The organism is Demequina sp. NBRC 110054 (genome assembly GCF_002090115.1).
GTDB lineage: Bacteria > Actinomycetota > Actinomycetes > Actinomycetales > Demequinaceae > Demequina.
This window is the reverse complement of the sequence record NZ_BBRK01000004.1, coordinates 1563509-1586780: the sequence shown is the minus strand read 5'-3', so window position 1 is coordinate 1586780 and position 23272 is coordinate 1563509. Positions and strand designations below refer to the sequence as shown.

23 protein-coding genes are annotated in these 23272 nt (G+C 72.1%); 9 read left to right on the top strand and 14 right to left on the bottom strand.

The features are described from left to right. Positions 1–6: 6 nt before the first annotated feature. From B7K23_RS07270 to hemE, 10 genes are all read right to left on the bottom strand, one after another. Positions 7–1326: an enterochelin esterase domain-containing protein gene (locus B7K23_RS07270; RefSeq protein ID WP_143338140.1), complete on the bottom strand. Its 1320-nt coding sequence runs from the start codon at positions 1324–1326 to the stop codon at positions 7–9. Between the two features lie 8 nt (positions 1327–1334). Continuing rightward, positions 1335–2117: an ABC transporter ATP-binding protein gene (locus B7K23_RS07265; protein WP_084125677.1), complete on the bottom strand. Its 783-nt coding sequence runs from the start codon at positions 2115–2117 to the stop codon at positions 1335–1337. Beyond that, positions 2114–3139: an iron chelate uptake ABC transporter family permease subunit gene (locus B7K23_RS07260; protein ID WP_234996439.1), complete on the bottom strand. Its 1026-nt coding sequence runs from the start codon at positions 3137–3139 to the stop codon at positions 2114–2116. Before B7K23_RS07260 ends, B7K23_RS07265 begins: the two co-directional genes overlap by 4 nt. 11 nt (positions 3140–3150) lie before the next feature. Next, on the bottom strand, positions 3151–4179 hold the full coding sequence (locus tag B7K23_RS07255; RefSeq protein ID WP_234996438.1) for an iron ABC transporter permease: 1029 nt from the start codon (positions 4177–4179) through the stop codon (positions 3151–3153). 5 nt (positions 4180–4184) lie between these two features. Continuing rightward, positions 4185–5216, bottom strand: a complete 1032-nt coding sequence (gene fepB / locus B7K23_RS07250) for a Fe2+-enterobactin ABC transporter substrate-binding protein (RefSeq protein WP_084125676.1) — start codon at positions 5214–5216, stop codon at positions 4185–4187. A 183-nt stretch (positions 5217–5399) separates the two neighbouring features. Beyond that, on the bottom strand, positions 5400–6518 hold the full coding sequence (locus B7K23_RS07245; RefSeq protein WP_084125675.1) for an LLM class flavin-dependent oxidoreductase: 1119 nt from the start codon (positions 6516–6518) through the stop codon (positions 5400–5402). A 6-nt stretch (positions 6519–6524) separates the two neighbouring features. Further along, positions 6525–7724, bottom strand: a complete 1200-nt coding sequence (locus tag B7K23_RS07240) for a ferrochelatase (RefSeq protein WP_084125674.1) — start codon at positions 7722–7724, stop codon at positions 6525–6527. Further along, a complete protein-coding gene (gene hemQ / locus B7K23_RS07235) occupies positions 7721–8395 on the bottom strand; it encodes a hydrogen peroxide-dependent heme synthase (protein WP_084125673.1) in 675 nt (224 codons plus the stop codon). The genes B7K23_RS07240 and hemQ overlap by 4 nt, the downstream gene beginning before the upstream one ends. Before the next feature lie 14 nt (positions 8396–8409). Further along, the gene (locus B7K23_RS07230) at positions 8410–9798 is read right to left on the bottom strand and encodes an NAD(P)/FAD-dependent oxidoreductase (RefSeq protein WP_084125672.1); all 1389 of its coding nucleotides are present in this window, start codon (positions 9796–9798) and stop codon (positions 8410–8412) included. Between the two features lie 18 nt (positions 9799–9816). Beyond that, positions 9817–10905 carry a uroporphyrinogen decarboxylase gene (gene hemE / locus B7K23_RS07225; protein ID WP_084125671.1) on the bottom strand — a complete coding sequence of 363 codons (1089 nt, stop codon included), beginning with the start codon at positions 10903–10905 and terminating at the stop codon, positions 9817–9819. Positions 10906–11016: 111 nt separating this feature from the next. Between hemE and B7K23_RS07220 the strand changes: the two genes are divergently transcribed. The 6 genes from B7K23_RS07220 (at position 11017) to B7K23_RS07195 (ending at position 17408) form a co-directional block, all read left to right on the top strand. Next, positions 11017–12324, top strand: coding sequence for a glutamyl-tRNA reductase (locus tag B7K23_RS07220; RefSeq protein WP_159451350.1), 1308 nt, complete (start codon positions 11017–11019; stop codon positions 12322–12324). Between the two features lie 266 nt (positions 12325–12590). After that, on the top strand, positions 12591–13586 hold the full coding sequence (locus B7K23_RS07215; protein ID WP_084125669.1) for an iron ABC transporter permease: 996 nt from the start codon (positions 12591–12593) through the stop codon (positions 13584–13586). Further along, positions 13583–14614: an iron chelate uptake ABC transporter family permease subunit gene (locus B7K23_RS07210; protein ID WP_084125668.1), complete on the top strand. Its 1032-nt coding sequence runs from the start codon at positions 13583–13585 to the stop codon at positions 14612–14614. The genes B7K23_RS07215 and B7K23_RS07210 overlap by 4 nt, the downstream gene beginning before the upstream one ends. Then, positions 14611–15423, top strand: coding sequence for an ABC transporter ATP-binding protein (locus B7K23_RS07205; protein ID WP_084125667.1), 813 nt, complete (start codon positions 14611–14613; stop codon positions 15421–15423). The genes B7K23_RS07210 and B7K23_RS07205 overlap by 4 nt, the downstream gene beginning before the upstream one ends. Before the next feature lie 73 nt (positions 15424–15496). Beyond that, positions 15497–16606: an ABC transporter substrate-binding protein gene (locus B7K23_RS07200; RefSeq protein ID WP_084125666.1), complete on the top strand. Its 1110-nt coding sequence runs from the start codon at positions 15497–15499 to the stop codon at positions 16604–16606. Positions 16607–16895: 289 nt separating this feature from the next. Then, entirely contained in the window at positions 16896–17408 is a 513-nt protein-coding gene (locus B7K23_RS07195; protein ID WP_084125665.1) for a GNAT family N-acetyltransferase, read from the top strand. 224 nt (positions 17409–17632) lie between these two features. Here the strand turns inward: B7K23_RS07195 and B7K23_RS07190 are convergent, their stop codons facing one another. After that, positions 17633–18889, bottom strand: coding sequence for a PhoH family protein (locus tag B7K23_RS07190; protein WP_234996479.1), 1257 nt, complete (start codon positions 18887–18889; stop codon positions 17633–17635). A gap of 312 nt (positions 18890–19201) precedes the next feature. Further along, positions 19202–19963 carry an isoprenyl transferase gene (locus tag B7K23_RS07185; RefSeq protein ID WP_084125664.1) on the bottom strand — a complete coding sequence of 254 codons (762 nt, stop codon included), beginning with the start codon at positions 19961–19963 and terminating at the stop codon, positions 19202–19204. A gap of 84 nt (positions 19964–20047) precedes the next feature. Between B7K23_RS07185 and B7K23_RS07180 the strand changes: the two genes are divergently transcribed. After that, positions 20048–20704 carry a hemolysin III family protein gene (locus B7K23_RS07180; RefSeq protein ID WP_084125663.1) on the top strand — a complete coding sequence of 219 codons (657 nt, stop codon included), beginning with the start codon at positions 20048–20050 and terminating at the stop codon, positions 20702–20704. A gap of 13 nt (positions 20705–20717) precedes the next feature. Here the strand turns inward: B7K23_RS07180 and B7K23_RS07175 are convergent, their stop codons facing one another. Beyond that, complete coding sequence (locus B7K23_RS07175) at positions 20718–20978, bottom strand: hypothetical protein (RefSeq protein ID WP_084125662.1); 261 nt, start codon at positions 20976–20978, stop codon at positions 20718–20720. Between the two features lie 65 nt (positions 20979–21043). Here B7K23_RS07175 and B7K23_RS07170 point away from each other — a divergent pair, with 65 nt between their 5' ends. Next, positions 21044–21469 carry a DUF4307 domain-containing protein gene (locus B7K23_RS07170; protein WP_084125661.1) on the top strand — a complete coding sequence of 142 codons (426 nt, stop codon included), beginning with the start codon at positions 21044–21046 and terminating at the stop codon, positions 21467–21469. 57 nt (positions 21470–21526) lie between these two features. Next, positions 21527–22015, top strand: a complete 489-nt coding sequence (gene greA / locus B7K23_RS07165) for a transcription elongation factor GreA (RefSeq protein ID WP_084125660.1) — start codon at positions 21527–21529, stop codon at positions 22013–22015. 158 nt (positions 22016–22173) lie between these two features. On the opposite strand, the gene B7K23_RS07160 is transcribed toward greA, so the two are convergent. Continuing rightward, complete coding sequence (locus tag B7K23_RS07160) at positions 22174–23175, bottom strand: polysaccharide deacetylase family protein (protein ID WP_143338137.1); 1002 nt, start codon at positions 23173–23175, stop codon at positions 22174–22176. Positions 23176–23272 lie beyond the last annotated feature (97 nt).

The window sequence follows — 23272 nt, the reverse complement described above, 5'->3', positions numbered from 1 at the left end:
AGCGGATCAGGACGATGCGACTGTCGGGTCGGCGGGGCTCGGACCCTCGCCCAGCACGTGGTCCAGGCCGTCGAGCAGCCCCGAGCGCCACCACGCGTAGTCGTGGCCGCCCGCATACTCGCGCACGGTCACCGCGGCGCCCGCGGCGTAGGCGGCCTCCGCGAAGGCCGCACCGACGAACGCGATGTCCTCCTCCTCGGAGCCCCACGTGAGGTGCACGCGCGAGGTGCTCGCGTCGGCCCCCGCGCCGAGAGACTCGACGAGCTCCCCCGGCTCGCACGCGCCGCGCACGGGCTCGATGCCGGGCCGGAACCAGAACGACGACGACTGCGCGACCGCGGTGCGCGCCAGATCGGGCCGCCTCACGGCGATGGACGCGGCGGCGAGACCGCCGAAGCTCTGCCCCGACACGACGATGCGGTCCGCCGCCCACGAGCGGCCGGTCGCCTCCTCGACCGCGGGCAGGACGGTGTGCTCGACGAGCGCGGCCGCCCGCTCGGGCACCGGCAGCACCTCGCCCCGGGCCTGGGGCGAGACGGACGAGACCATGGCGACCGCCACATCGTCCCTCCCCCACTCCGCGAGCGCCGCGGGGAGGTGCAGGCGCCAGTGCTCGCCGTCGAAGAGGACGACGAGCCAGGTCGCCTCGGCGGAAGAGTGCAGCCAGACGGGCCGCACGGTGTCGAGGTACGGATCGTGGGGAGCGAGCTCCCGGACGACGACGGGGTCGCCCGTGCGGGTCGAGTCGCCGGGGACCCACGCGGGATGGGACGACGAGTGGGGTCCGACCAGCACCGAGGACTCCTCGCCGAGAGGATCGACGAGCGCATGGCCGTTGAGCGGATCGGCCCGCCCGCGCTCGTGGATGCGCCTCCAGCCGGGTCGCGCGCGCCCCGCGTTGCGCGGGATCGCGCCGTGGACGATCTTGTAGCTCGCCATGAGATCGGACGGCAGCCACCAGGTGAGGTGCCACAGGTCGGTGCCGTCGAGTCGCTCCATGAGGGCCGGGACGACGTTCTCTCGATGCCGGTCGGTCACCGAGTTGACGTAGACCATCGCCTCGTCGTGCTCGCCCCGCGTCGCGAACGTCACGGGCACGCAGTCCACGCCGTCGACCGTGCGCGGCTCGCCGACCAGCGGCAGGGACTCGAGCGAGGCCCACCATGCGTCGACGGCCGTAGCCCGCACCGCAAGCGGCACGGCGCTCAGCCGCTCGATCGCGTCGCACGAGGTGCGCAGCGGCGCCCTGTCGGCGCCGATCGGCGTGCGCCTGGGGCTCGCGGGACCGAGGGAGCCCGAGGGAGTGGGCGCGCTTTCCGGGGGCACCGGGCGCGTCACGGGACCAGCCCCAGCGGGACGATGAGCGGCCTCCCGGTCTCGGGCGCGACGCCGACGTGCGCGCGCACCTGGAAGACCTCGGCGATGAGGTCGGGCGTGAGGATGTCCGCGGGCGCTCCCTCCGCGACGACGGCGCCGCCCTTCATCGCGATGAGGTGCGTCGCGTACCGGGCCGCCTGGTTCAGATCGTGGAGGACCGCGACGATCGTGCGGTCTCCCGCGGCGTGCAGCTCCTCGCACAGGTCGAGCACCTCGATCTGGTGGGCGATGTCGAGGAACGTCGTGGGCTCGTCGAGCAGGAGCAGCTCGGTCTGCTGGGCGAGCACCATGGCGACCCACGCGCGCTGACGCTGCCCACCCGAGAGCTCGTCGACGACGCGGTCGGCGAGCTCGGCGACGCCGGTCGCCTCCATCGCCTCGCGCGTGGCCGTCGCGTCGGCCTCCGACCATTGGCGCAGCAGCCCCTGATGCGGGAAGCGCCCACGGGCGACGAGGTCGGCCACCGTGATCGCGGGCGGCGCGATCGACGACTGCGGCAGCAGCCCCAGCCGCCGCGCGAGGTCCTTCGTGCGCACGTCGCGCAGGTCGCGGCCGTCGAGCAGCACGCGGCCGTCGGCCGGGGCCAGGAGGCGCGCGAGGGCCTTGAGCAGCGTCGACTTGCCGCACGCGTTGGGCCCGATGATCACGGTCAGCTCGCCTGCGGGGATCTCGACGGAGAGGTCCTCGCAGACCCGGTGGCCGTCATAGGCGAGGGTCGCGTCTTCGGTCAGTAGGGTCACAGCCTGCTCCTTGTCAGCAGCCAGATGAGGTAGAGCCCGCCGAGCAGCCCCGTCATGAGGCCCACGGGGATCTGGATGAGGTCACTCGCGAGCCCCGACAGCAGGTCCGCGGACGCGAGCAGCAGCGCACCCATGAGCGCACCCGAGCCGAAGGCCGGTCCGGAGCGGCGGGTGAGGGCTCGCGCGAGCGGGGCGGCCGCGAGGGCGACGAAGGCGATCGGGCCGACGGTCGCGGTGGCTGCCGCCGCGAGCGCGACACCGACGGCCATCGCGGCGAGGCGCAGCGCCTCGGGACGCACCCCGAGCGAGGCCGCGGCCGCGTCGCCCATCTCGACCATCGACGCGCGCTTCTGGAGCGTCAGCGCCAGCGGGATGAGGATGATGGCGCCGATGAGGATCGGGACCACGTCCTCCCACGTGCGGATGTTGAGGCTTCCCGAGGCCCAGATCTGGGCGTCGAACGCCGCGTCGAGGTCCGCGCGCACGATGATGAGCTGGTTGACCGCGGCGAGCACGGCGCCCATGCCGACGCCGACCAGCACCAGCCGGCTGCCGCCCGTCGCGCCGCCGCGATACGAGAGCACGTATACGAGCACCGCGGTACCGATGCCTCCCGCGAACGCCGACAGCGCGACCGCGGCGGCCCCTCCCCCGAACACGATGATCTGGAGGATCGCGCCAGTCGCGGCGCCCGTGGTGAAACCCAGGAAGTCGGGCGAGCCAAGCGGGTTGCGCGACACCGACTGGAAGATCGCGCCTGAGACCCCGAGGCATGCGCCGACGAGCAGGGCCGTGGCCACGCGCGGCAGCCGCAGATCGCGCACGATGAGGACGTCGCTGGGCTCGCCGAGGCCGAGGACGGCCCGCGCGACCACGTCGGGGCTCAGGGAGATGGTCCCGGTGCCGAGCGAGAGGATCGCGACGGCGAGCGTGGCGACGAGCAGCATCGCCGAGACGAGCACGGCACGCGGCGAGTAGGCGAAGGACATCCCCGCAGCGCGAAGGTGGCGGGTTCGGGACAAGGCGAGAAGGCTCACAGCTCCATCACCCTCCTGCGGCGCGCCACCGCGATGAACACGGGGCCCGCGATGACGGCGGTCATGATGCCCGTCTGGATCTCGGCGGGCGCCGCGACGACGCGGCCGATGATGTCGGCGGCGAGCAGGATGATGCCGCCGAGCAGCGCGGCGTAGGGCAGCAGCCAGCGGTAGTCCGGTCCGGTGATCGCACGGGCCGCGTGCGCCGCGGCGAGTCCGATGAAGCCGACCGGGCCCACGGCCGCGGTCGCACCTCCCGCGAGCAGCATGACGGCGAGCGCGGCGACGGCGAACGTCCACCGCGGCGACGAGCCGAGCGACGTCGCGAGGTCCTTGCCCAGCGCGAGCACGTTGAGCCGCACCGCGAGGACGAGCGCGAGCCCCGCGCCGACCGCGATCGGGCCTGCGACGGCCGCCGCGATGTCGAGCGTCCGCCCGGACAGGGTGCCGACGTCCCAGTAGCGGAAGGCGTCGAACGCGCCCGGATAGTTGACGAGCAGCACGCGCGTGAGCGAGGCCAGCACGGTGGACACCGCCACCCCGGCCAGAGTCAGACGGACGACGGAGACCTTGGCGGTGAGCGCGCCGCCCACGAGGTAGACGGCCGCCCCCGCGAGTCCCGCCCCGAGGAACGCGAACCACATGTAGCCGAAGGCGTTCGTCGCGCCGGTCGCGACGATCCCGAGCGCGACCGCGAGGGCCGCGCCGGCATTGACGCCGAGGATGCCGGGGTCGGCGAGCGGGTTGCGCGTCACGGCCTGCATGAGGCCGCCGGCGATGCCGAGCGCGGCGCCGACCAGCAGCGCGGTCACGGTGCGGGGGACGCGCAGGGTGCGGACGATGAGCGCGTCGTCGCTCGCGGCGTCGACTCCGGAGAGCGCGTCCCACACGTCCGAGGGTGAGATCGTGCTGGCGCCCAGGAACAGCGAGGCGATGCCCATGAGCGCGAGCGCGGACGCGGCGAGGCAGAGCCCCGCGCCGAGGCGCGGGGCTCTGCCCGTGGGTCGTGCTGCGACTGCCGTCACCGGTGTCAGGCGCCGAAGGCCTCGACGACGTCCTCGACGATCATCAGCGAGCTGTAGTAGTCGATGCGGAACGACGTCGCGCCGAGGGGGTAGACGTCGCCGGTCTCCACCGCGGGCACGTTGGCGAGCAGCTCGGTCGACAGCAGCGCCTCCTTCTGCGTGTCGGTGCCGTTGATGAGGAAGATGATGTCGCCGGTGAAGGCCTCGGGCAGGTTCTCCGGCGAGACGAACATGAAGTCGTCGCGGGCACCCTCGTAGGTGTCGAGCGCCTCGTCGGCGTCGACGACCTCGAAGCCGAGCGACTCGAGCAGCGTCACGTGCGTGCCGCCGATCTTCGCGACCGCGGAGTCGTACTCGAGGTTGTTGAAGACGATGCCCTGGGCCACGGCGCCCTCGGGGATCGTGATCGCGGCCGCGGCCTCCTCGACGGCGGCGTCGAACTCGGCGACGACGGCCTCGGCCTCGGCCTCGTTGCCGGTCCACGTGCCCATCTCGAGGGCGAGGTCCTGCCAGGTCTTGTCGGAGTAGTTCACGACGATCGTCGGCGCGATCGCGGACAGCTCGTCGTAGAACTCGGCCGCGGCCTCGTAGCCGGTGGTCGAGGCGACGATGAGGTCGGGCTCGGCCGCGATGATCGCCTCGAGGTCCGGCCCGTCGTCGTTGAGGGTGTAGAGCGGCTCGACGCCCTGCGCGACCGCGACATCCGCCCACTGCGCGAAGAAGCCGTTGTCGTCGGTCATGCCCTCGGTGACGGTCGTCGCGGCCGTGCCGACGACGGGGGCGTCGATCGCCAGGAGCGTGCCGGTGAGCGTGATCGACGTGGAGACGATGCGCTCGGGCTCGGCCTCGAGCGTCGTCTCGCCCGACTCGTGGGTGATCGTGCGGGGGAAGGCGGCGGCCTCGGCGGACGCGGACGACGATGCGGTGGCGGTCGCGGACGACTCGGCCTCGGCGGCGGTCGAACCGCCTGAGCAGGCGGCGGTCGCGAGCACGGCGACAGCGGCGAACGCTCCCGCAGCGGCACTACGGAGACTCATGAATGGGTCCTCTCGGATGGTTCCTGACCCGCTCCCTGACAGGAGGACGCGCCGGTCACGGCCAGGGGCGGCCGCGGGGCATCACCGCGTCGGCGCGGTCGAGTAAGGGTGACCTTACCGACACCTCACCTTTTTTTGCAACATTGTCGTCACTTAATTGGCGTCACCGGGCGACATGGCCACTTACGAGGGAGGAACCAGCGCCCACCGCTCCGCGAGCGTCGACGAGTCGCCTCCGCCACGCACGAGACCGCGACGCGCAAGCTCGGGCATGAGCTCCTCCGTGACCAGGTCGATCGACCCTCGCCACCCGCCCGGCAGCGCGACGAAGCCGTCGACGATCCCGGCCCCGGCGCGGCGCTCGATCTCGTCCGCCGCATCGTCCACCGTCCCGATCACCGTCCAGTGCAGGGGCCCGCCGAGCGGGTGCCGGGGATCACCCTCGGTGCGCGAGGCAGCCGCGAGCGCCTCGGCCTCGGCCCGACTGTCCGCCAGGTGAAGGCTCAGCCCTGGCATCGTCGCCACCGCATCGTCCGCGCGCCCATGCCGCGAGGCGGCATCCCTCAGCGCGAGGCGCGTCGCCGCGGCCACCTCATCCGTCGGACACGCCACGAACACGGCGTCCGCGTGGCGACCCGCCTGGTCGGTCCACGCGGGGCCGCCGCCGGCCATCATCACGGGGATGCGGCCGCGCGACACCGCGGGCACGTCGATCGGCCCCTTGACGGCGATCTGCTCGCCCGCGAAGTCCACGGGGCGCACGAGATGCGGGTCAGCGAAGCGACCCGCGGCGCGATCCATCACGAGCGCCTCGTCCGGGAAGGACGCCCACAGCGCCGCAACGACGTCGAGCCACTCGGAGGCGCGCGCGAGCCGGTCCTCCGACGAGGCCATCGGCTGATCGCCGAAGTTCTCCGCGCCGCCGAGCGAGGTCACCGCATTGAGGCCCGCGCGGCCGCCGCTGACCCGATCGAGCGACTGCAGCTGACGCGCCACGAGGAACGGCGGCGCGAACGTCGTCGACGCGGTCGTGAACAGCCCGATCCGCTCGGTCACCGCCGCGAGGTACGCGAGCAGCACGAGCGGATCGATGTTCGCGAAGCCCGGCGAATCGGCGAGCCTCTCCGGATCGAGGGTCATCGCGTCGGGGCGGAACAGGGCATCGAAGCCCGCCCGCTCCGCCGCGAGGGCGACGGTCGCGTAGTGCTCGGGACCGAACATCGTCTCGACCTGGGAGTCGTCGCGGCGCCACGACGACGCGCGCAGCCACGTCGGCGACAGCGCGAGGGCGCTGCGGAGCATCCGTTCCTACTCGGCCGAGGCGATGGTCGGCTTCGCGGCGCGGCCCAGGCAGCAGTCCGTCGGGCAGACGTCCTGCCACGGGCCGAGGCCCGTGAGCGCCGCACGCTCGCGGGGCTTGCCCCCGGGAGCGACGTGACGCTCCTCGACAAGGTCGATCAGCCCGGACACGAACGCCGGGTCGACGCCCACCGTCGGCACGCGCACCATCGTCAGCCCGCGCTCATCGCACGTCTCCTGCGCCTCGTTGTCGAGGTCCCAGATGACCTCCATGTGGTCCGAGACGAAGCCGACGGGCGAGATCACGAGCCCCGTGGTGTCGGCGGGCAGCGCCTCGATCGCGTCGTTGATGTCGGGCTCGAGCCACGGCACGCGCGGGTCTCCCGAACGCGACTGGTAGACGAGCGACGACGCGACGCCGGGGAACTCGTCGGCAAGGCGGCCCATGACGAGCGCCGCCACCGCGCGCTGCTGCTCGGCGTACCAGCCGCCGCCCGCGTACCACTCGTTCTCGCCGCCCACCTCGACGGGCGTGCCGTCGGGAAGCGCCTCGCGCGGGCCAGAGACGGAGGCTGCGGAGGTCGGGATGGAGTGCGTCGCGAACATCACGTGGACGTTGTCGCCCTTGCCCTGCTCGGCGAGCGACCTCAGCCCCGCGCGCACGGCCTCGACGTTCGGCTCGACGAATCCGGGGTGGTCGAAGTACTGGCGCACCTTGTCGAGCTCGATCTGCCCGGTCAGCCCGGTCTCCTCGAGCGCGGTCGCGAGGTCCTCCCGGTAGGCGCGGCAGCCCGAGTACGACGAGAACGCCGTGGTGACGAGCACCAGCACCTTGCGGTGGCCGTCCGCATGGAGCTCCTTCAGCGCGTCCGAGAAGTAGGGCGCCCAGAAGCGGTTGCCCCAGTACACGGGCAGGTCGAGCCCGCGCGCGGCGATCTCGCCCTCGAGCGCGGCCTTGAGCTCGCGGTTCTGCTCGTTGATGGGGCTGATGCCGCCGAAGTGCCGATAGTGGTGCGACACCTCCTCGAGGCGCTCGTCGGGGATGCCGCGGCCGCGCGTGACGTTGCGCAGGTACGGGATCACGTCGTGCTGCCCCTCGGGGCCGCCGAAGCCGGCGAGCAGGATGCAGTCGTAGGTCGTCGCGTCCAGGGTGCGGGACGATGCGGCGAGCGGGGGAAGGGACGATGCGGGGGTCGCGGTATCGGTCATGACGCGAGGACCTCCACGGCCTCGGCGGTCGTCACGCGACGACCGGTGTAGAACGGCAGCTCCTCGCGGACGTGCCGGCGAGCCTCGGTGTAGCGCAGGTCGCGCATCATGTCGACCAGGTCGGTGACCTCGTCGGCCTCCATCGGCAGGAGCCACTCGTAGTCGCCGAGCGCGAAGGCGGCGACGGTGTTCGCGACGACGCCCTTGAACGCCGCGCCCTTCATGCCGTGCTCGCGCAGCATCTGAGAGCGCTCCTCCTCCGGCAGGAGGTACCACTCGTACGAGCGGACGAAGGGGTAGACGGTGAGCCAGTTGCGGGGGTGCTCGCCGCGAAGGAAGCCCGGCACGTGGGCACGGTTGAACTCGGCGGCGCGGTGCACGCCGGCCGCGGACCACACGAGCTTGGTGCCGGCGAGCAGCTCGGTGGCGTGGAGCTCGCGCAGGGCGAGCTGAAGGTCCTCAAGCTTGGGGCCGTGGAGCCAGAGCATCACGGTGCCGTCGGCGCGGAGCCCGGACACGTCGTAGATGCCGCGCAGGACCACGTCATAGTCGCCGAGCTCCTCGACCGCCATGTCGAAGTGCTCGACTACCTCGGCCAGCTCCTCGTCGGGGACGTCGAGAAGCCCGTCGAGGACGGAGAACAGGGTGAAGCCTTCAGGCTGATCGGTCATGCCGACATCCTCTCTTATGAATGACTCAAAACAAAATCTTCGGAAGCGATCGCCGCGAGACCGCTGAGACCAGCCGCCGAGCCCACGAGGCTCAGGCCGCCACCCGGCTCCACGACGGGCCCGTCCGACGGCGCGGAGTCCGGCCACGCGACCACCGCGGACGCGCGCAGCCGCTCGGCCGTCAGGTCAACGCCCAGGAGCCGCGAGGCATCCCCGAGCGCGACGTGGACGAGCGAGCCCTCACGCGTCGCTCCGCCCTCGCGGTCGAGTCCCTCGATCGCGCGTGCGTCGTACGACAGCCGGACGACGTGGCGGCCACCGGCGCGCTCGGCGAGCCACTCCCACTTCGCGGTCGAGTGCGTGAGGGCCTTCGCGCGCGTCACGCCGCCGACCGCGAGCACCCCGGTCCCGCGGGGCGCCGAGTCGAGCTCCGAGGCGTCGAGCACCAGCGTGACGAGCACGGCCCGGCCCGGCTTGCGCGACTCTCGCCGCCTCTCGATGTCCGGGAGCAGCGTCACGACGTCGGCCTGAGGGACGGCGAGCACCACCTCGCCGGCCGTGAGCGGCTCCTGCCCCGCGATCGCCACCTGCCAGCGACCATCATCGCAGCGTCGCACCGACTCCACGACCGCGCCCGTGCGGAGCGAACCGCCGAGCGTGCGCACCTCGCGCGCGAGCGCCTCGGTCACGGTCGCCATGCCACCGATGATCCCGCGCACGGCCGAGCCCGCGGGCGACGCCGCACGGCGGGCGGCCGCAAGCGCGACGAGCCCGCCATGACGCGCCAGGCCCGCTCCGACCCCAGGCCCGAGCGCCGCGAAGCGCAGCTCGTCGAGCGGCCGCGAGTAGATGCCGCGAACCACGGGCTCCACGAGTCGCGAGGTCGCGCGCGTGCCCAGGCGGCTCCGGAAGACCTCGCCCGCCGTCGCGTCGGGCCCGGGCTCCCTGACGGGAAGAAACCGCTCGCACCACACGCGGAGCGCGCCGAGCATGCCGATCGCGTCGATCACGTCCGACGCGAACGGCTGGGTCGGGATTCCCATCCAGCCCGCGCGCGGCAACGGGTAGGCGCGCGTCGGCCCCACGATCCACGCGGGCGAGGGCGTGGGCGGGACCACGAGGTCATGCAGTCCGAGCTCGGTCACGAGTCGCTCGACGTCGCCATCGCGCACCGCGAAGGACTCCGCCCCGGCGTCGAGCTCGAGTCCGTCGAGCTCGAGCCGCGACACCCTGCCGCCCGGCCGAGCAGAGGACTCGAGGACGGTGACAGAGGCGCCCGCGCGCAGCAGCCTGCGCGCGGCGAGAAGCCCCGCGGGCCCACCGCCCACAACCACGACCGTGCGGCCGCGCTCGCTCGCGGCGGCCCGTGGCACTGCGGTCTCCGCCCGCTCAGATGTCCCCATGCGTGACCGTGTCCAGGCTCAACCGTGCTCGTGGACGTAGTCGACGACGCGCTGCGCGGCGGCGGGGTCCGTGTGCGGCGGCATGCCGTGGCCGAGGTTGGCCACGTGCCCGCGCGCGACCGCGCCGCGGGTCAGGACGTCCTGGACGTGCGCCTCGAGGACGTCGGCCGGGGCGGCGAGCAGCGCGGGATTGATGTTGCCCTGGAGCGCGAGGTCCGGGATGATCCCGGCCGCCTCGTCGAGCGGCGTGCGGTAGTCGACGCCGACCGCGGTCGCGCCCGCCTGGGCGAGCGCGGGCAGCAGATGCCCCGCCGCCGTGGCGAAGTGGATGCGCGGCACGCCGAACTCGGCGACCGACTCGAGCGCCCGCGCGGAGCCACCCGCGCAGTGCTCCTGGTAGTCGCGCTCGGACAGCGCTCCCGCCCACGAGTCGAACAGCTGGACCGCCGATGCGCCGGCGAGCACCTGCGCGCGCAGGAACCGGCCCGCGAGCGCCGAGGTCCAGTCAACCAGCGCCGTCCACGCGTCCGGCTCGGCGTACATGAGCTCGCGCGCGGCCAGGTGATCGCGCGAGGGTCGGCCCTCGACCATGTAGGCCGCGAGCGTGAAGGGGGCGCCCGCGAATCCGATCAGCGGCGTGCCGCGCAGCTCGCCGACCGTGATCTCGACCGCGCGACGCACCGGGTCGAGCGCCGCGTCGAACGTGCCGCCGTCCCCCTCGGCGCCGAGCTCGGGCAGCGCCTCGACGTCGGCGAGCGTGCGGATGGGCGCGCCGAACACCGGCCCGACACCGGGCGCGATGTCGACGTCGACGCCCGCCGCCTTGAGCGGCACGACGATGTCCGAGTAGAAGATCGCGGCGTCCACGCCGTAGCGGCGCACGGGCTGAAGCGTGATCTCTGCCGCGAGCTCGGGCGTGAAGCAGGCCTCGAGCATCGTCGAGCCGACGCGAGCGGCGCGGTACTCGGGGAGCGAGCGACCGGCCTGGCGCATGAACCACACGGGACGATGCGAGGGCTCGCGCCCCTCGAGGGCGGCGATCAGCGGGGCATCCGCGGTCGTCCCGTTCGCGAACGGGTGACCGGCGGGCAGGGTCGTCGAGGTCATGCCTCGATTCTGCCTCGTCTTCGCCGCCTTCTTCACCCGGAGGACCGGTCCCCTTCCCCGCTGAGGTCGGTCTGGACCCGCACCCGGGACTCCGTGTCACAATGGAGCGTCATGTTGATGTCCCTTGTGGCCAGTCACCGCAATCGCGATCTCGCGCTCCTCGAGCAGCTCAGCCTCGGGGCGAAGAGCATCGCGGAACTCGCGGCGGACGGCCAGTCCCCCGTCTCAGGCGCCGTCGTGCTGCCCACATGCAACCGCTTCGAGGTGTACCTCGAGACCGAGGACGGCGCTGCCGCGCGGGCCGAGGTCGTCGCGGCCCTGGCCGCCGCGTCGGGGCTCGCCGAGGACGTGGTCGCCGACGCGCTCATCACCTACGAGGACGATGACGCGGCGCAGCACCTCATGTCCGTCACCGCGGGCCTCGAGTCGATGGTCGTGGGCGAGCGCGAGATCTCGGGCCAGGTGCGACGTGCGCACCTCGAGGCCCAGCAGCGCCACCACATCTCCTCGCGGCTCGACCGCCTGTTCCAGTCCGCGCTGCGCACGTCCCGCGCGGTCGCGTCGACCACTGGCGTGGGCACCTCGGGCCGCTCGGTCGTGTCCGTGGCGCTCGACCTGGCCGACGAGTCCGTCGAGTGGCCCGGCGCCCGCACCCTCATCATCGGCACCGGAGCACTCGCCGAGTCGGGCGTCGCCACCCTGCGCGCCCGCGGCGCGGTGCTCACCGGCGTCTTCTCCCCCTCGGGCCGAGGCCCGATCTTCGGCGAGCGCCAGGGCCTGCCGGTCATCGAGGCGGACGGCCTGGCCGCCGCCGTGCGCGACGCCGACGTCATCTACGCGTGCTCGGGCGGCGAGAGCATCGTCCTCACGCCAGCGCTCGTGTCGAGTGCGCGGGCGACCGCGCGGCACCCGCTCACCATCGTCGACCTCGCGCTGCACCGTGACGTCGCCCCCGGCGTCGAGGACCTGCGCGACGTGCAGGTCATCAACCTCGACACCGTCGGCCGCCATGCGCCCGGCGAGTCCGTCGAGGCCCTCGAGGCCGCGCGCTCGATCGTCGCTCACGCCGTCGCCAGGCTCGAGGCCGGCAAGACCGAGCGGGCCATCGACCCTGCGATCGTCGCGCTGCGCGAGCACGTGTTCGGCCTGCTCGAGTCCGAGCTCGCGCGCATCCGCCCCGCCGCCGGCGCCGACGCGGAGACGATCGCCAGGTCGGAGCTCGCGGAGCAGTCGCTGCGCCGCTTCGCCCGAACGCTGCTGCACACACCGACGGTGCGAGCCAGGGAGCTCGCGCGCGCCGGCGAGGCCGACCGCTACCTGCACGCGATCCGCACGCTCTACGGGATCGACGTCGACGTGCCCGTCGACGCATGCCCGGTGCCGGAGATCGTCCCGCAGGGCGACGAGCAGTCCATCTGACTCGCACCTCGGCTCACCGCTCGCGACCGACCGACCCGGTTCGCGCCCCTTATCCAGCGCGTCGGCTCCGACGAGCAGCTCGCCTCACCCCGCGCGGTCCCACTCACGCATCGCTCCCCATGTCCGGCGCGTCCGGTCGGCTCGGGTGGCACGCCATCCGTGACACGTATTTGACAACGCCCATGTTGTATTAATTCCCCTGGCTGGGCTAGGTTAGGCAAGCCTCACCGGCGCCCCCGCGCGCCGCCGCCAGCCCAAGGAGCCCCATGCGCACGCGTGCCCTGATCGCGATCGCCGCCGCGATCGTGCTGGCCGCCTCCGTGGCGCTCTCCCTCGCCGTCGGATCGCGCGCGATCGACCTCGGCACGGTGTGGCAGTCGCTCACGGCCTACGACCCGGACTCCCCCGAGCAGGCGATCGTCCGCGAGCTGCGCGTGTCCCGCACGCTCATCGGCATCCTCGCGGGCGCGGCGCTGGGCGTCGCGGGCGCGCTCATGCAGTCGCTCACGCGCAACCCCTTCGCCGATCCGGGACTGCTCGGCATCAATGCCGGCGCGTCGCTCGCCGTGGTCATCGCCCTGGCGACCGGCGTCGCCACGACGTTCGGCGCGCAGGTGTGGGTCGCCTTCGCGGGCGCGGGGCTCGCAGCGGTCATCGTGTACGCGATCGGCGCGCGCGGCGCCGCCGCGGGCGCACCGGTCCGACTCGCACTCGCAGGCGTCGCCTTCACCGCGCTCGTGTCCTCCGTCACGTATGCGGTCCTGCTCGTCAACGACCAGACCCTCGAGCAGTACCGGCTATGGGTCGCGGGCTCGCTCACGGGTCGCCAGAACCACGATCTGTCCGCGCTCGCGTGGATCGTGCTCGTCTCGCTCGCGGCGGGACTGCTCGCCTCGCGTCAGCTCCAGGCCATCGCGCTTGGAGAGGACGCCGCCCGCGCGCTCGGTGTGAGGATCGGCGCGACCCGCACGCTCATCATCGTGATCGTCACCCTGCTCGCGGGCGCCGCGACCGCGGCTGCCGGCCCGATCGTCTTCGTCGGCCTCGCCGTGCCCCACCTCGCGCGCGCCCTGGTCGGGGCTTCGCTGCCATGGCTGCTCGTCGTGAGCGCGCTCGGGGGCGCCGCGCTCGTGCTCGTGTGCGACGTCCTCGGACGCGTCGTCGCCTACCCAGGAGAGATCGGCGTCGGCATCACGACCGCGTTCCTCGGAGGCATCATCTTCGCGCTCATGGCACGCCGCATGAAGGTGGTGGAGCTGTGAGGATCCTCCGGCTGGGCCCGCTCGGCATCTCGACGCACCGACGCACGTTCGTCGTCGGACTCGCGCTCACAGGGGTCCTGTTCGGCCTCCTCATCATCGCGCTCACCGCGGGCAAGGCCGACATCTCGATCCTCGACGGCCTCAAGGCGTCCATCGGAATCTCGGTCGGCTCCCCCGGCGACTTCATCGTCGGCCAGGTGCGCGCCCCGCGCGCCTTCACCGCGATCCTCGTGGGCGCGATGCTGGGCCTGTCGGGCGCGATCCTGCAGTCCCTCACCCGCAACCCGCTCGCCTCGCCTGACTTCATCGGCATCAGCATGGGCGCCGGCACGGGGGCGGTGCTCACGATCTGGCTCATCGGCGCGAGCTCGCTGTGGGTCACGGCCGCGGGCGCGGTGGTCGGCGCGCTGACCGTCTCCGCCCTGATCCTCGCGCTGTCGTGGCGGCGAGGCATCGTCCCGCTTCGCTTGATCCTCGCGGGAATCGCCATGGGCTTCGTCGCGAACGCCACCACGCAGTACCTGCTCACGCGGATGGACGTGCACGACGCGGGCAACGCGCTCGGCTGGCTCGTCGGCTCCGTGACCGGCCGCACGTGGACTCACGTCGCGGTCGCCGGCGCTGTCCTCGCGGTGCTGCTGCCGATCGTGCTGTGGCACGCCCGCGCGCTGCGCACGCTCGAGATGGGCGACGACACCGCGAAGGCGCTCGGCATCCATGTGGGCCGCTCGCGCGCCGTGCTCGCCGTGTGCTCGGTGCTGCTCGCGGCCGGAGCAGTGGCCGTCACCGGCCCGATCGGCTTCATCGCCCTCGTCGCCCCCGCGCTCGCGCTGCGGCTCACCCGCAACGCCGGCGTGACGCTCATCCCTTCCGCGCTCATGGGCGCCGTGCTCCTGCTCGCAGCCGATCAGGTCGCGCAGCAGATGCCCGACACCCTGCAGCTTCCCGTCGGCATCTTCACCGCCGCCGTCGGCGCCCCGTACCTGCTGTGGCTCGTGGCGCGCGCATCCCGAGGAGGTCAGTCATGACAAGGCTCGAGACCCAGGGCGCCGTGATCGGCTACGGCGGCCCGCCGATCGTCCACGGCGTGGACGTCGAGATCCCCGACGGCCAGATCACCGCGATCATCGGCCCCAACGGCTGCGGCAAGTCGACGCTGCTGCGCGCGCTCGTGCGCCTGCTGACGCCGAGCGACGGCACCGTGCTGCTCGACGGCGAGGACATCCACCGCGTCCCCACGCGCGAGGTCGCGAGGCGTGTCGGACTGCTCCCGCAGTCCCCTCTCGCCCCCGCGGGGATCACCGTGAAGGAGCTCGTCGCGCGCGGGCGCACGCCGCACCAGAAGGTGCTGCGGCCGTGGAGCGCGACCGACGAGACCGCCGTGATGTCCGCGCTGCACTCGACCGGGCTCACCGACATCCAGGACGCCGTCGTCGACGAGCTCTCTGGCGGCCAGCGGCAGCGCGCGTGGATCGCGATGGCGCTCGCGCAGGACACGCCGCTCATGATCCTCGACGAGCCGACCACCTACCTCGACATCGCGCACCAGTACGAGGTCATGGACCTCCTGCACCGGCTCAACCACCGCCAGGAGCGCACGATCGTCATGGTCGTGCACGACCTGCACCAGGCCGCGCGCTACGCGCACCACGTCATTGCGATGTCCGAGGGACGCGTCGCCGCGAGCGGTCCGGCCTCCGAGGTCCTCACCGCGGAGACCGTCGGCGACGTGTTCGGCCTCGAGGTGCGCGTGCTCCCCGACCCCGTCACCGGCACCCCCGTGATCGTGCCCGCGCACGCGCCCGGCGGCCACGACCCGAGCGACGGGCCGCGCTGAGAACGACCCGGCCCCTGCATCGTCCCTGATCCCCAGAACGTCACCACCCCGGAACCCCTAGGAAAGGAACACCATGAAGACCACCACCCGCCGCCTCGCCGCGGCAGCGATGGCGGCCTCCGCGGCTGTGCTCATGGCGGCGTGCTCGTCGACCGAGAGCACCGAGGCGTCGTCCACCACGTCCGCGGACGCGAGCACCTCTGCCTCGGCCGAGGCGAGCGCCGACGCCTTCCCCGTCACCGTCGACACCGTCATGGGCGAGGTCACCGTCGAGTCCGAGCCCGAGCGCGTCGTCACCCTCGGCTCGCACGAGCACGAGTACCTCTACGCACTCGGCGTCGCGCCGGTCGCCGTGCCCGTCAGCTGGCAGGGCTACGACTACGGCACCGGCCCGTGGGCCCTCGCCGACATGGAGGCCGCGGGCGCCAAGCCCGAGACCTTCGAGCCCGGCTCGACCACGTACGACGCCGAGCTCATCGCGTCCTACGAGCCCGACCTGATCGTCGCGACCTACCCGAACCACACGATGACGCAGGAGGAGTACGACCTGCTGTCGCAGATCGCGCCCGTCATCACGCGCCCCGCGACCGACTCCGAGGGCAACGAGACCGTCGAGTGGGGCGTCACCCTCGCCGACGAGCTGAACCTGCTCGCCACGGTCACCGGCACCACCGCCGAAGCCGAGACGATCCTCACCGACATCGACGCGGCCTACGCCGAGGTCCGCGACGCCCACCCCGAGTGGGAGGGCCTCACCTCGCAGGTCGGCGGCTACTACGAGGGCCAGGCGTTCGTCTACGCCGCGTCCGACACCCGCAACCAGTTCCTCGCGAATCTCGGCCTCGACGTCGCGTCGATCGAGGGCACCGAGGCGGCGTGGATGCAGATCAGCGCCGAGCAGCTCGACACCGTCCTGGGCGACCTCGACTCGATCGTGTGGCAGGTCGCCACGACCGAGGGCTCGCAGGAGGCACTCGAGGCGCTGCCGCTGTTCGACTCGCTCAACACCACCGCGGTGGGCGGCAACCTGTGGCAGACCGACTCGATCCTCGAGGGTGCGTTCTTCGCGAACTCGCCGTCGTCGGTCATGTACTCGCTCGACGCGTTCGTGCCGATGCTCGAGCAGGCGCTCGACGGCGACCCGGACACCGAGATCGAGCCGTTCGTCTCCGACGCGTCCTAAGCGTCGACCCCTGAGCCCCCGTCGCCCTCGTGGCGGCGGGGGCTCTCGCATTCCCTGTCTCCCGCTACGCCGGCGCGCCCCCTTGCGCGCCCCACGCGCCCCGCGCCTGACCCCATGCGCCCCAGTGGACACTCATTGTCGTTTCCGCGCCTCGGCTGCGCCCTGGTGGACGCATTTGTACCGCCGCCCGCCAGGACAGTGCATAGGCGCGCCGCCCGCCCACCGCGCCGCTCGCCGCGCCGCACCCTCACCGCGCCGTCCTCCCACCGACGAGACCTAGGCTGGCGGCGTGCCCCGCATCGTCCCCGTGCCTCTCGCGACCGCGCGCCTGACTCTCGAGCCGGTCACCGCCGCGCACGCCTCCGAGATGGCGGTCGCACTCGCCGACTCCGCGCTCTACGAGTTCACCGGCGGCGAGCCGCCTGCCGCCGCAGATCTCGAGGCCCGGTACCGCCGCTTCGAGTCCCACGCCTCCCCCGACGGCACCGAGGCGTGGCTCAACTGGGTCATCCGCGCGAGGGACGATGCCTCGCTCGCCGGCTACGTCCAGGCGACGGTCGCATCGTCCGGGCTGGAGGCCGACGTGGCCTGGGTCGTCTCCACGACGTACCAGGGGCGGGGTCTCGCGACGGAGGCGACAGGGACGATGCTGGACTGGCTTCGCGAGCGGGGCGTCACCCGGGTGGGCGCTTGGATCCATCCCGAGCACCGGGCGTCGGCCGGGGTCGCGAGGCGGCTTGGCTTCGTGGCGACGGAGGAGAGGCGCGACGGCGAGGTGTGGTGGTCCAGAAACGTCCACTAGGACGCAGCCGTGGCGCGGAAACGACAATGAGTGTCCACTGGGGCGCACGGTAGGGGTGACGGCGCTTCGCGGGCGCACGGTGCGGACCGCGGCGCACGCGGCGCTCGCGAGGAGAGAACGCCCGCGGACAGAAAACCGGGGCCCCAGTCGGCGGATGCTGACCGGGGCCCCGTCCATCCCACCCCTGGCTGAGGGATTGAGGGTGAGGCTTGTGGGCGCGGGACCTAGAGGTCGAGCCGCTCGAGCATGTCGGTCACGAGCGCCGCGACCGCGGACCGCTCCGAGCGCTCGAGCGTGACGTGCGCGAACAGCGGGTGGCCCTTGAGCGCCTCGATCACCGCGGCGATGCCGTCGTGGCGGCCGACGCGGAGGTTGTCGCGCTGCGCGACGTCGTGGGTGAGGACCACGCGCGAGTCCTGTCCGATGCGGCTGAGCATCGTGAGGAGCACGTTGCGCTCGAGCGACTGCGCCTCGTCGACGATCACGAACGCGTCGTGGAGCGAGCGGCCGCGGATGTGCGTGAGCGGCAGCACCTCGAGCATCCCGCGCGCCATGACCTCCTCGACGACCTCCGAGGAGACCATCGCGCCGAGCGTGTCGAACACCGCCTGCGCCCAGGGGTTCATCTTCTCCGCAGCGTCGCCGGGCAGGTAGCCGAGTTCCTGGCCACCGACCGCGTAGAGCGGGCGGAAGACCATGATCTTCTTGTGCTGGCGGCGCTCCATGACGGCCTCGAGGCCCGCGCACAGCGCGAGCGCGCTCTTGCCGGTTCCGGCGCGGCCGCCCATCGAGACGATGCCCACCGAGTCGTCGAGCAGCAGGTCGATCGCGACGCGCTGCTCGGCGCTGCGGCCGTGGACTCCGAAGACCTCCTGGTCGCCCCGCACGAGCCGGATCGCGCCCTCATCGGTCACGCGCCCGAGCGCGCTTCCTCGAGGCGAGTGGATCACGAGGCCGGTGTGGACGGGAAGCGACTTGATGTCCTCGCCGCAGTCGGAGGTGGGCGGAGCGTCGAGCCGCTCGGACTCCCACAGGGCTCCCATCTGGTCGTCGGTCACCTGGATCTCGCGCATGCCGGTCCAGCCGGACTCGACCGCGAGCTCGGCGCGGTACTCCTCGGCCTCGATGCCGAGCGCCGACGCCTTGACTCGCATCGGCAGGTCCTTCGACACGACGACGACGTGGTGGCCCTCGGCGCTCAGGTTCGCGGCGACCGCGAGGATGCGCGTGTCGTTGTCCCCCAGCCGGAAGCCGCTGGGCAGCACCTCAGGATCGGTGTGGTTGAGCTCGACGCGCAGCGAGCCGCCTGCCTCGTTGATCGGCACCGGCTTGTCGAGAGTCCCGTTCTTGACCCGTTGCTCATCGAGCATCCTGAGGGCCGACCGCGCGAAGTACCCCAGCTCGGGGTGGTGCCGCTTCGCCTCGAGCTCCGTGATCACGACCACCGGGAGCACGACCGCGTGCTCCGCGAAGCGACGCATCGCGCGGGGGTCCGACAGGAGCACCGACGTGTCCAGCACATACGTGCGGAGGGCGACATCGTCCTCGAGCGAGGCGTCGGTGAGGGGGGTGGTGCGGGGCGTGGTGGCGGTCACAGGGGCTCCCAGCGTTAGGCCGCAGGGCGCCGAACGCCCCACGGCGTTCTGTCAGTCGGGCACCGGGTCGGTGCGTCGAGTTGGTACCACGCTTCGAAACTACGCCGGTGTCATCAGCCTCCGGAACGCCGACACGCTAAATTCACATCCCCGTAACCTGGGCCCCTCGACGGCCCGGTGACGACGCGGACGCGAAGGTCAGCGGCCGAGGCGCCGCTCACGCAGCGCGTAGTCGCGCAGCGCGCGGAGGAAGTCGACGCGCCTGAAGGCGGGCCAGTAGACCTCGCAGAAGTAGAACTCGGTGTGCGCGCTCTGCCACATGAGGAAGCCAGACAGGCGCTGCTCGCCGGACGTGCGGATCACGAGGTCGGGGTCAGGCTGCCCCTTCGTGTAGAGGTGGTCCTCGATGTGGTCCACCTTGAGGCGGTCTGCGGCCTCCGAGAGCGTGAGGCCCTCCTCGTCGCACTCGCGGAGGTAGGAGCGCACGGCATCGGTGATCTCATGCCGGCCGCCGTATCCGATCGCGATGTTGACGTGCACGCCGGTCGCGTCCTCGGTGCGCGCGACGGCGGCGGAGATCCGATCGGCGGACGATGCGGGGAGAAGGGACGCGTCGCCGACGTGGCGCAGGCGCCAGCGGCCGTCATGCGCGAGGTTCTCGACCGCCGAGCAGATGATCTCGAGCAGCGGCTCGAGCTCCGCCGGATCGCGGTCCAGGTTGTCTGTGGACAGCAGCCACAGCGTCACGACCTCGACCCCGGCCTCCTGCGACCACTCGAGAACCTCGGTGATCTTGTCGGCGCCCTTCTGGTGGCCGTGGGCCGCGGGTGCTCCGATGGTCTTGGCCCACCTGCGGTTCCCGTCGAGGATGACGCCGATGTGGCGGGGCAGGGTCGCGCCGCGCAGCTCCGCGCCCAACTGCCGCTCGTACAGACCGTAGAGCAGGCTCCGCACGCCCATGCCCGTCCTTTCCAGGAGTGGAGTGCGCCCGCGGGCGCGGGTCCAGCGTAACCCCCGGGCCTAACCTACGTTACCGTAGGGTCCATGGAAGAGAACCTCCCCACCATCGGCAAGCCGATGCTGCGCGGCTGGCTCCACCTGGGTGCGGCGCCGCTCGCGTACTTCGCCGGCATGACGCTCGTCGTCTTCGCTCCCACGCTCGCCGCGCGCGCCTCCACGGCCATCTTCACGACCACCGCCGTGATGCTGTTCGGCACCTCCGCCGTGTATCACCGCGGCAAGTGGTCGCCGCAGGCGCAGGCGGTCCTGCGACGCATGGATCACGCCAACATCTTCCTCATCATCGCCGGCACGTACACGCCGCTGACGGTGATGCTGCTCGACGGAGCGACGCGCAAGTGGGTGCTCGCGATCGTGTGGACGGGCGCGATCCTGGGCCTGCTGTCGCGCATCCTGTGGCTCGGCGCCCCGCGATGGGTCTACGTGCCGATCTACGTCGCGCTCGGCTGGGTCGCGATCGGCTTCATCGGCCCGTTCTACGAGGCCGGAGGCGCGGCCGTGGTGTGGCTGATTGTCTCGGGCGGCCTGTGCTACACGATCGGCGCCGTCATCTACGGCTTCAAGTGGCCCGGCAAGTCGGCGCGCTACTTCGGGTTCCACGAGATCTTCCACGCGCTGACGATCGCCGGCTTCATCTGCCACTACATCGCCGTCGCGCTCTCGATCTACTACGCGGCCTGACCGCGCGGCCCCGCTACTGCGCGGGCCGCTCGCCGTCCCCCGGCTCCTGCTCCGAGGAACCGGGCTCTGCGTCGGGCGACTGCCGCATCGTCCCTTCCCCACCACCCTGGGCGGGAGCGGCGCCGGGCTGCCGCAGCTCGGATGAGGTCGTCGAGGCGCCCTTCATCTTGCGCAGGTGCTTGGACAGGGAGCGGAACAGCAGCACGCCCGCGACGGCGAGCGAGAAGGTGAAGACGAAGGCCAGGAATCCTGGCCCGCCGGTGAAATCGGCCACGGGGACAGTCCTTTCGTTGAGGACAATCCTGCCGCATCCCGCGGCGTGAACTATCGTTGCCGTCCATGGAACACAGCCCGCAGCCCGCCGAGGCGCACCGCCCCGCCCGTGACGGCGGCGCGCTGCCCCACCTCAGCGCGCGCGCATGGGCGTGGACCATCTCGGGTCTCCTCGCCGCGATCCTCGTGGTGGGCGCGTACGCGATCCTCGCGGCGCAGTCCGAGACCGTGCGCTTTCAGGACGTCGGCTTCACCGTCGAGAGCCCCCAGCTCGCGACCTCCGAGTTCGACGTGTTCTTCTACGACGAGGGCGTCGCGACCTGCACGGTGCGGGCGCTCAGCGAGTCGTATGCGGAGGTCGGCGTCGCGACGGTCGACGTGGACTCGGCCGAGGGGGACGAGCAGCGGGTCGTCGTGGAGATCGCGACGACCGAGGAGGCCGTGACGGCTACGGTCCAGGGCTGCACGCTCACGCCCGCAGACGCGGCCTGAGCCCCGCTTTCGCGTGCTGACGCGCGCTTGCTAACCTAGGCAGTCACCACAAGGAGGATGAACGTGACCGAGACGACCGGAACCTGGCTGACCCAGGAGGCCTACGACCGCCTGCAGGCCGAGTACGACCACCTCGTGAACGTCGGCCGGGTGGAGATCGCCAAGGAGATCGACGAGCGCCGCCAGGAGGGCGACCTGAAGGAGAACGGCGGCTACCACGCCGCGCGCGAGGAGCAGGCGAAGCAGGAGGCTCGCATCGAGCAGCTCCGCCACCTCCTGCGCACCGCCACGGTGGGAGAGGCCACGGCCGACGCCGGCATCCAGTCCGGCACCGTCGTCGTGGCCGAGGTCATGGGCCGCGAGATGAAGTTCCTCGTGGGCTCGCGCGAGGTCGCGGGCGGCACGGACCTCGACGTGTTCTCGGCGCAGTCCCCGCTCGGCGCGGCCCTCATGGGCAAGCACGCGGGCGAGGAGACCTCGTACACGGCGCCCAACGGCAACGAGATCCCGGTCAAGGTGATCTCGACGGAGCCCTTCGCCGGCTGACCCGACGCTTTCGTTCGAGGGCCCCTGCGCTGAGGCGCGGGGGCCTTCGTCGTGAGCGGCCAGGCCTGGTGTGAATGGTGCGCGCGCTGTGCTTGTGCGGTGCCGGCGCGGGGACTGGCCGCGCGTCGCGGGCACGGGCCTCGCACGGGCCGCCGCAGCTACTGCGAGAGGTAGGTCTCGCCGGGCTCCATGTCGTCGAGCAGGTCGGGGACCGTGACGAGCGTGTAGCCCTGCGCGAGGAGCTTGTCGATCACCTTCGCGTACGCGTCGCGCGTGGTCTCGTGGATGTCGTGCGACAGGACGATCGCGCCAGGGTGCGCCTTCTGGACGATGCGCTTCGTCACCTTGTGCGCGTCGCGCACCTTCCAGTCGCGCGGGTCGACGTCCCACAGGATCTGCGCCATGCCCGCATCCTCCGCGACGGCCGCGACCCGCGGGCCCGTGGAGCCGTACGGGGGCCTCAGCACGGTCGGCCTGACGCCGGTGATCTGCTCGATCCGGTCGCTCGTGCGGTTGATCTCCCGCGCGAGCTGCTTGTCGGTCAGACCGGTGAGGTTCGCGTGGCTCCACGAATGGTTGCCGACGGTGTGGCCCTCCGCGACCATCCGCTCGAGGATCTCCGGGTGGGCAGAGGCGTTCTTGCCCACGACGAAGAAGGTGGCCTTGACTCCACGCTTCGCGAGCACGTCGAGCAGGTCCTCCGTGCCGGCCGTCGGTCCGTCGTCGAAGGTGAGCGCGAGGCACTTCTCGACGGAGCAGTCGGTGCCCTCGTCCGCATCGTCCCTGTCGGATACCCGGGTCGCACGGGTGCCCTGGCTGCCCTCGTCGGTCGCCTCGCCGCCGTCTCCCCCATCCGGGTCGGCCGCCTCGGCGGGTGCCGCCGACGGACCGCCGACGCCGACCAGCGAGGCTGAGAAGTCCTGGATCGTGGGGAGCACCGATGTCTGCGCCACCGTCGCACGGGCGGCGCCACGCAGCTCCTCGGGCACGAGGTCGATCGCCTCGTAGACCGGTGGCGCGGGCTCCTCGACGGCCTCGACGGCCTCGGCGACCTCGGCTCCGGTGCCCGTCGGCTGGCTCTGGCCGAGGGCCGAGCAGCCCGCCAGAAGCACCCCCGCGAGCGCCGCCACGGCGGCCTTCGAGCGTGCCCTGACTGTCACTTCATTCTCCGATCCTGCACCTACCAGACGGACAATGAGAACACATCGGACGCTTCCATGCCAACGAGGTCGGAAGGGAGGAAATCGACGCCTCCCG

Bases quoted from the DNA above. Each gene is read 5' to 3' on its own strand.
- B7K23_RS07215 (WP_084125669.1), top strand. From the start codon at position 12,591: ATGCGCACGCGTGCCCTGATCGCGATCGCCGCCGCGATCGTGCTGGCC.
- greA (WP_084125660.1), top strand. From the start codon at position 21,527: ATGAACGTGACCGAGACGACCGGAACCTGGCTGACCCAGGAGGCCTAC.
- B7K23_RS07220 (WP_159451350.1), top strand. From the start codon at position 11,017: ATGTTGATGTCCCTTGTGGCCAGTCACCGCAATCGCGATCTCGCGCTC.
- B7K23_RS07190 (WP_234996479.1), bottom strand. From the start codon at position 18,889: ATGCGTCGCTTCGCGGAGCACGCGGTCGTGCTCCCGGTGGTCGTGATC.
- B7K23_RS07200 (WP_084125666.1), top strand. From the start codon at position 15,497: ATGAAGACCACCACCCGCCGCCTCGCCGCGGCAGCGATGGCGGCCTCC.
- B7K23_RS07185 (WP_084125664.1), bottom strand. From the start codon at position 19,963: ATGGGCGTGCGGAGCCTGCTCTACGGTCTGTACGAGCGGCAGTTGGGC.
- hemE (WP_084125671.1), bottom strand. From the start codon at position 10,905: ATGACCTCGACGACCCTGCCCGCCGGTCACCCGTTCGCGAACGGGACG.
- B7K23_RS07180 (WP_084125663.1), top strand. From the start codon at position 20,048: ATGGAAGAGAACCTCCCCACCATCGGCAAGCCGATGCTGCGCGGCTGG.
- B7K23_RS07230 (WP_084125672.1), bottom strand. From the start codon at position 9,798: ATGGGGACATCTGAGCGGGCGGAGACCGCAGTGCCACGGGCCGCCGCG.
- B7K23_RS07205 (WP_084125667.1), top strand. From the start codon at position 14,611: ATGACAAGGCTCGAGACCCAGGGCGCCGTGATCGGCTACGGCGGCCCG.
- hemQ (WP_084125673.1), bottom strand. From the start codon at position 8,395: ATGACCGATCAGCCTGAAGGCTTCACCCTGTTCTCCGTCCTCGACGGG.
- B7K23_RS07240 (WP_084125674.1), bottom strand. From the start codon at position 7,724: ATGACCGATACCGCGACCCCCGCATCGTCCCTTCCCCCGCTCGCCGCA.
- fepB (WP_084125676.1), bottom strand. From the start codon at position 5,216: ATGAGTCTCCGTAGTGCCGCTGCGGGAGCGTTCGCCGCTGTCGCCGTG.
- B7K23_RS07245 (WP_084125675.1), bottom strand. From the start codon at position 6,518: ATGCTCCGCAGCGCCCTCGCGCTGTCGCCGACGTGGCTGCGCGCGTCG.
- B7K23_RS07170 (WP_084125661.1), top strand. From the start codon at position 21,044: ATGGAACACAGCCCGCAGCCCGCCGAGGCGCACCGCCCCGCCCGTGAC.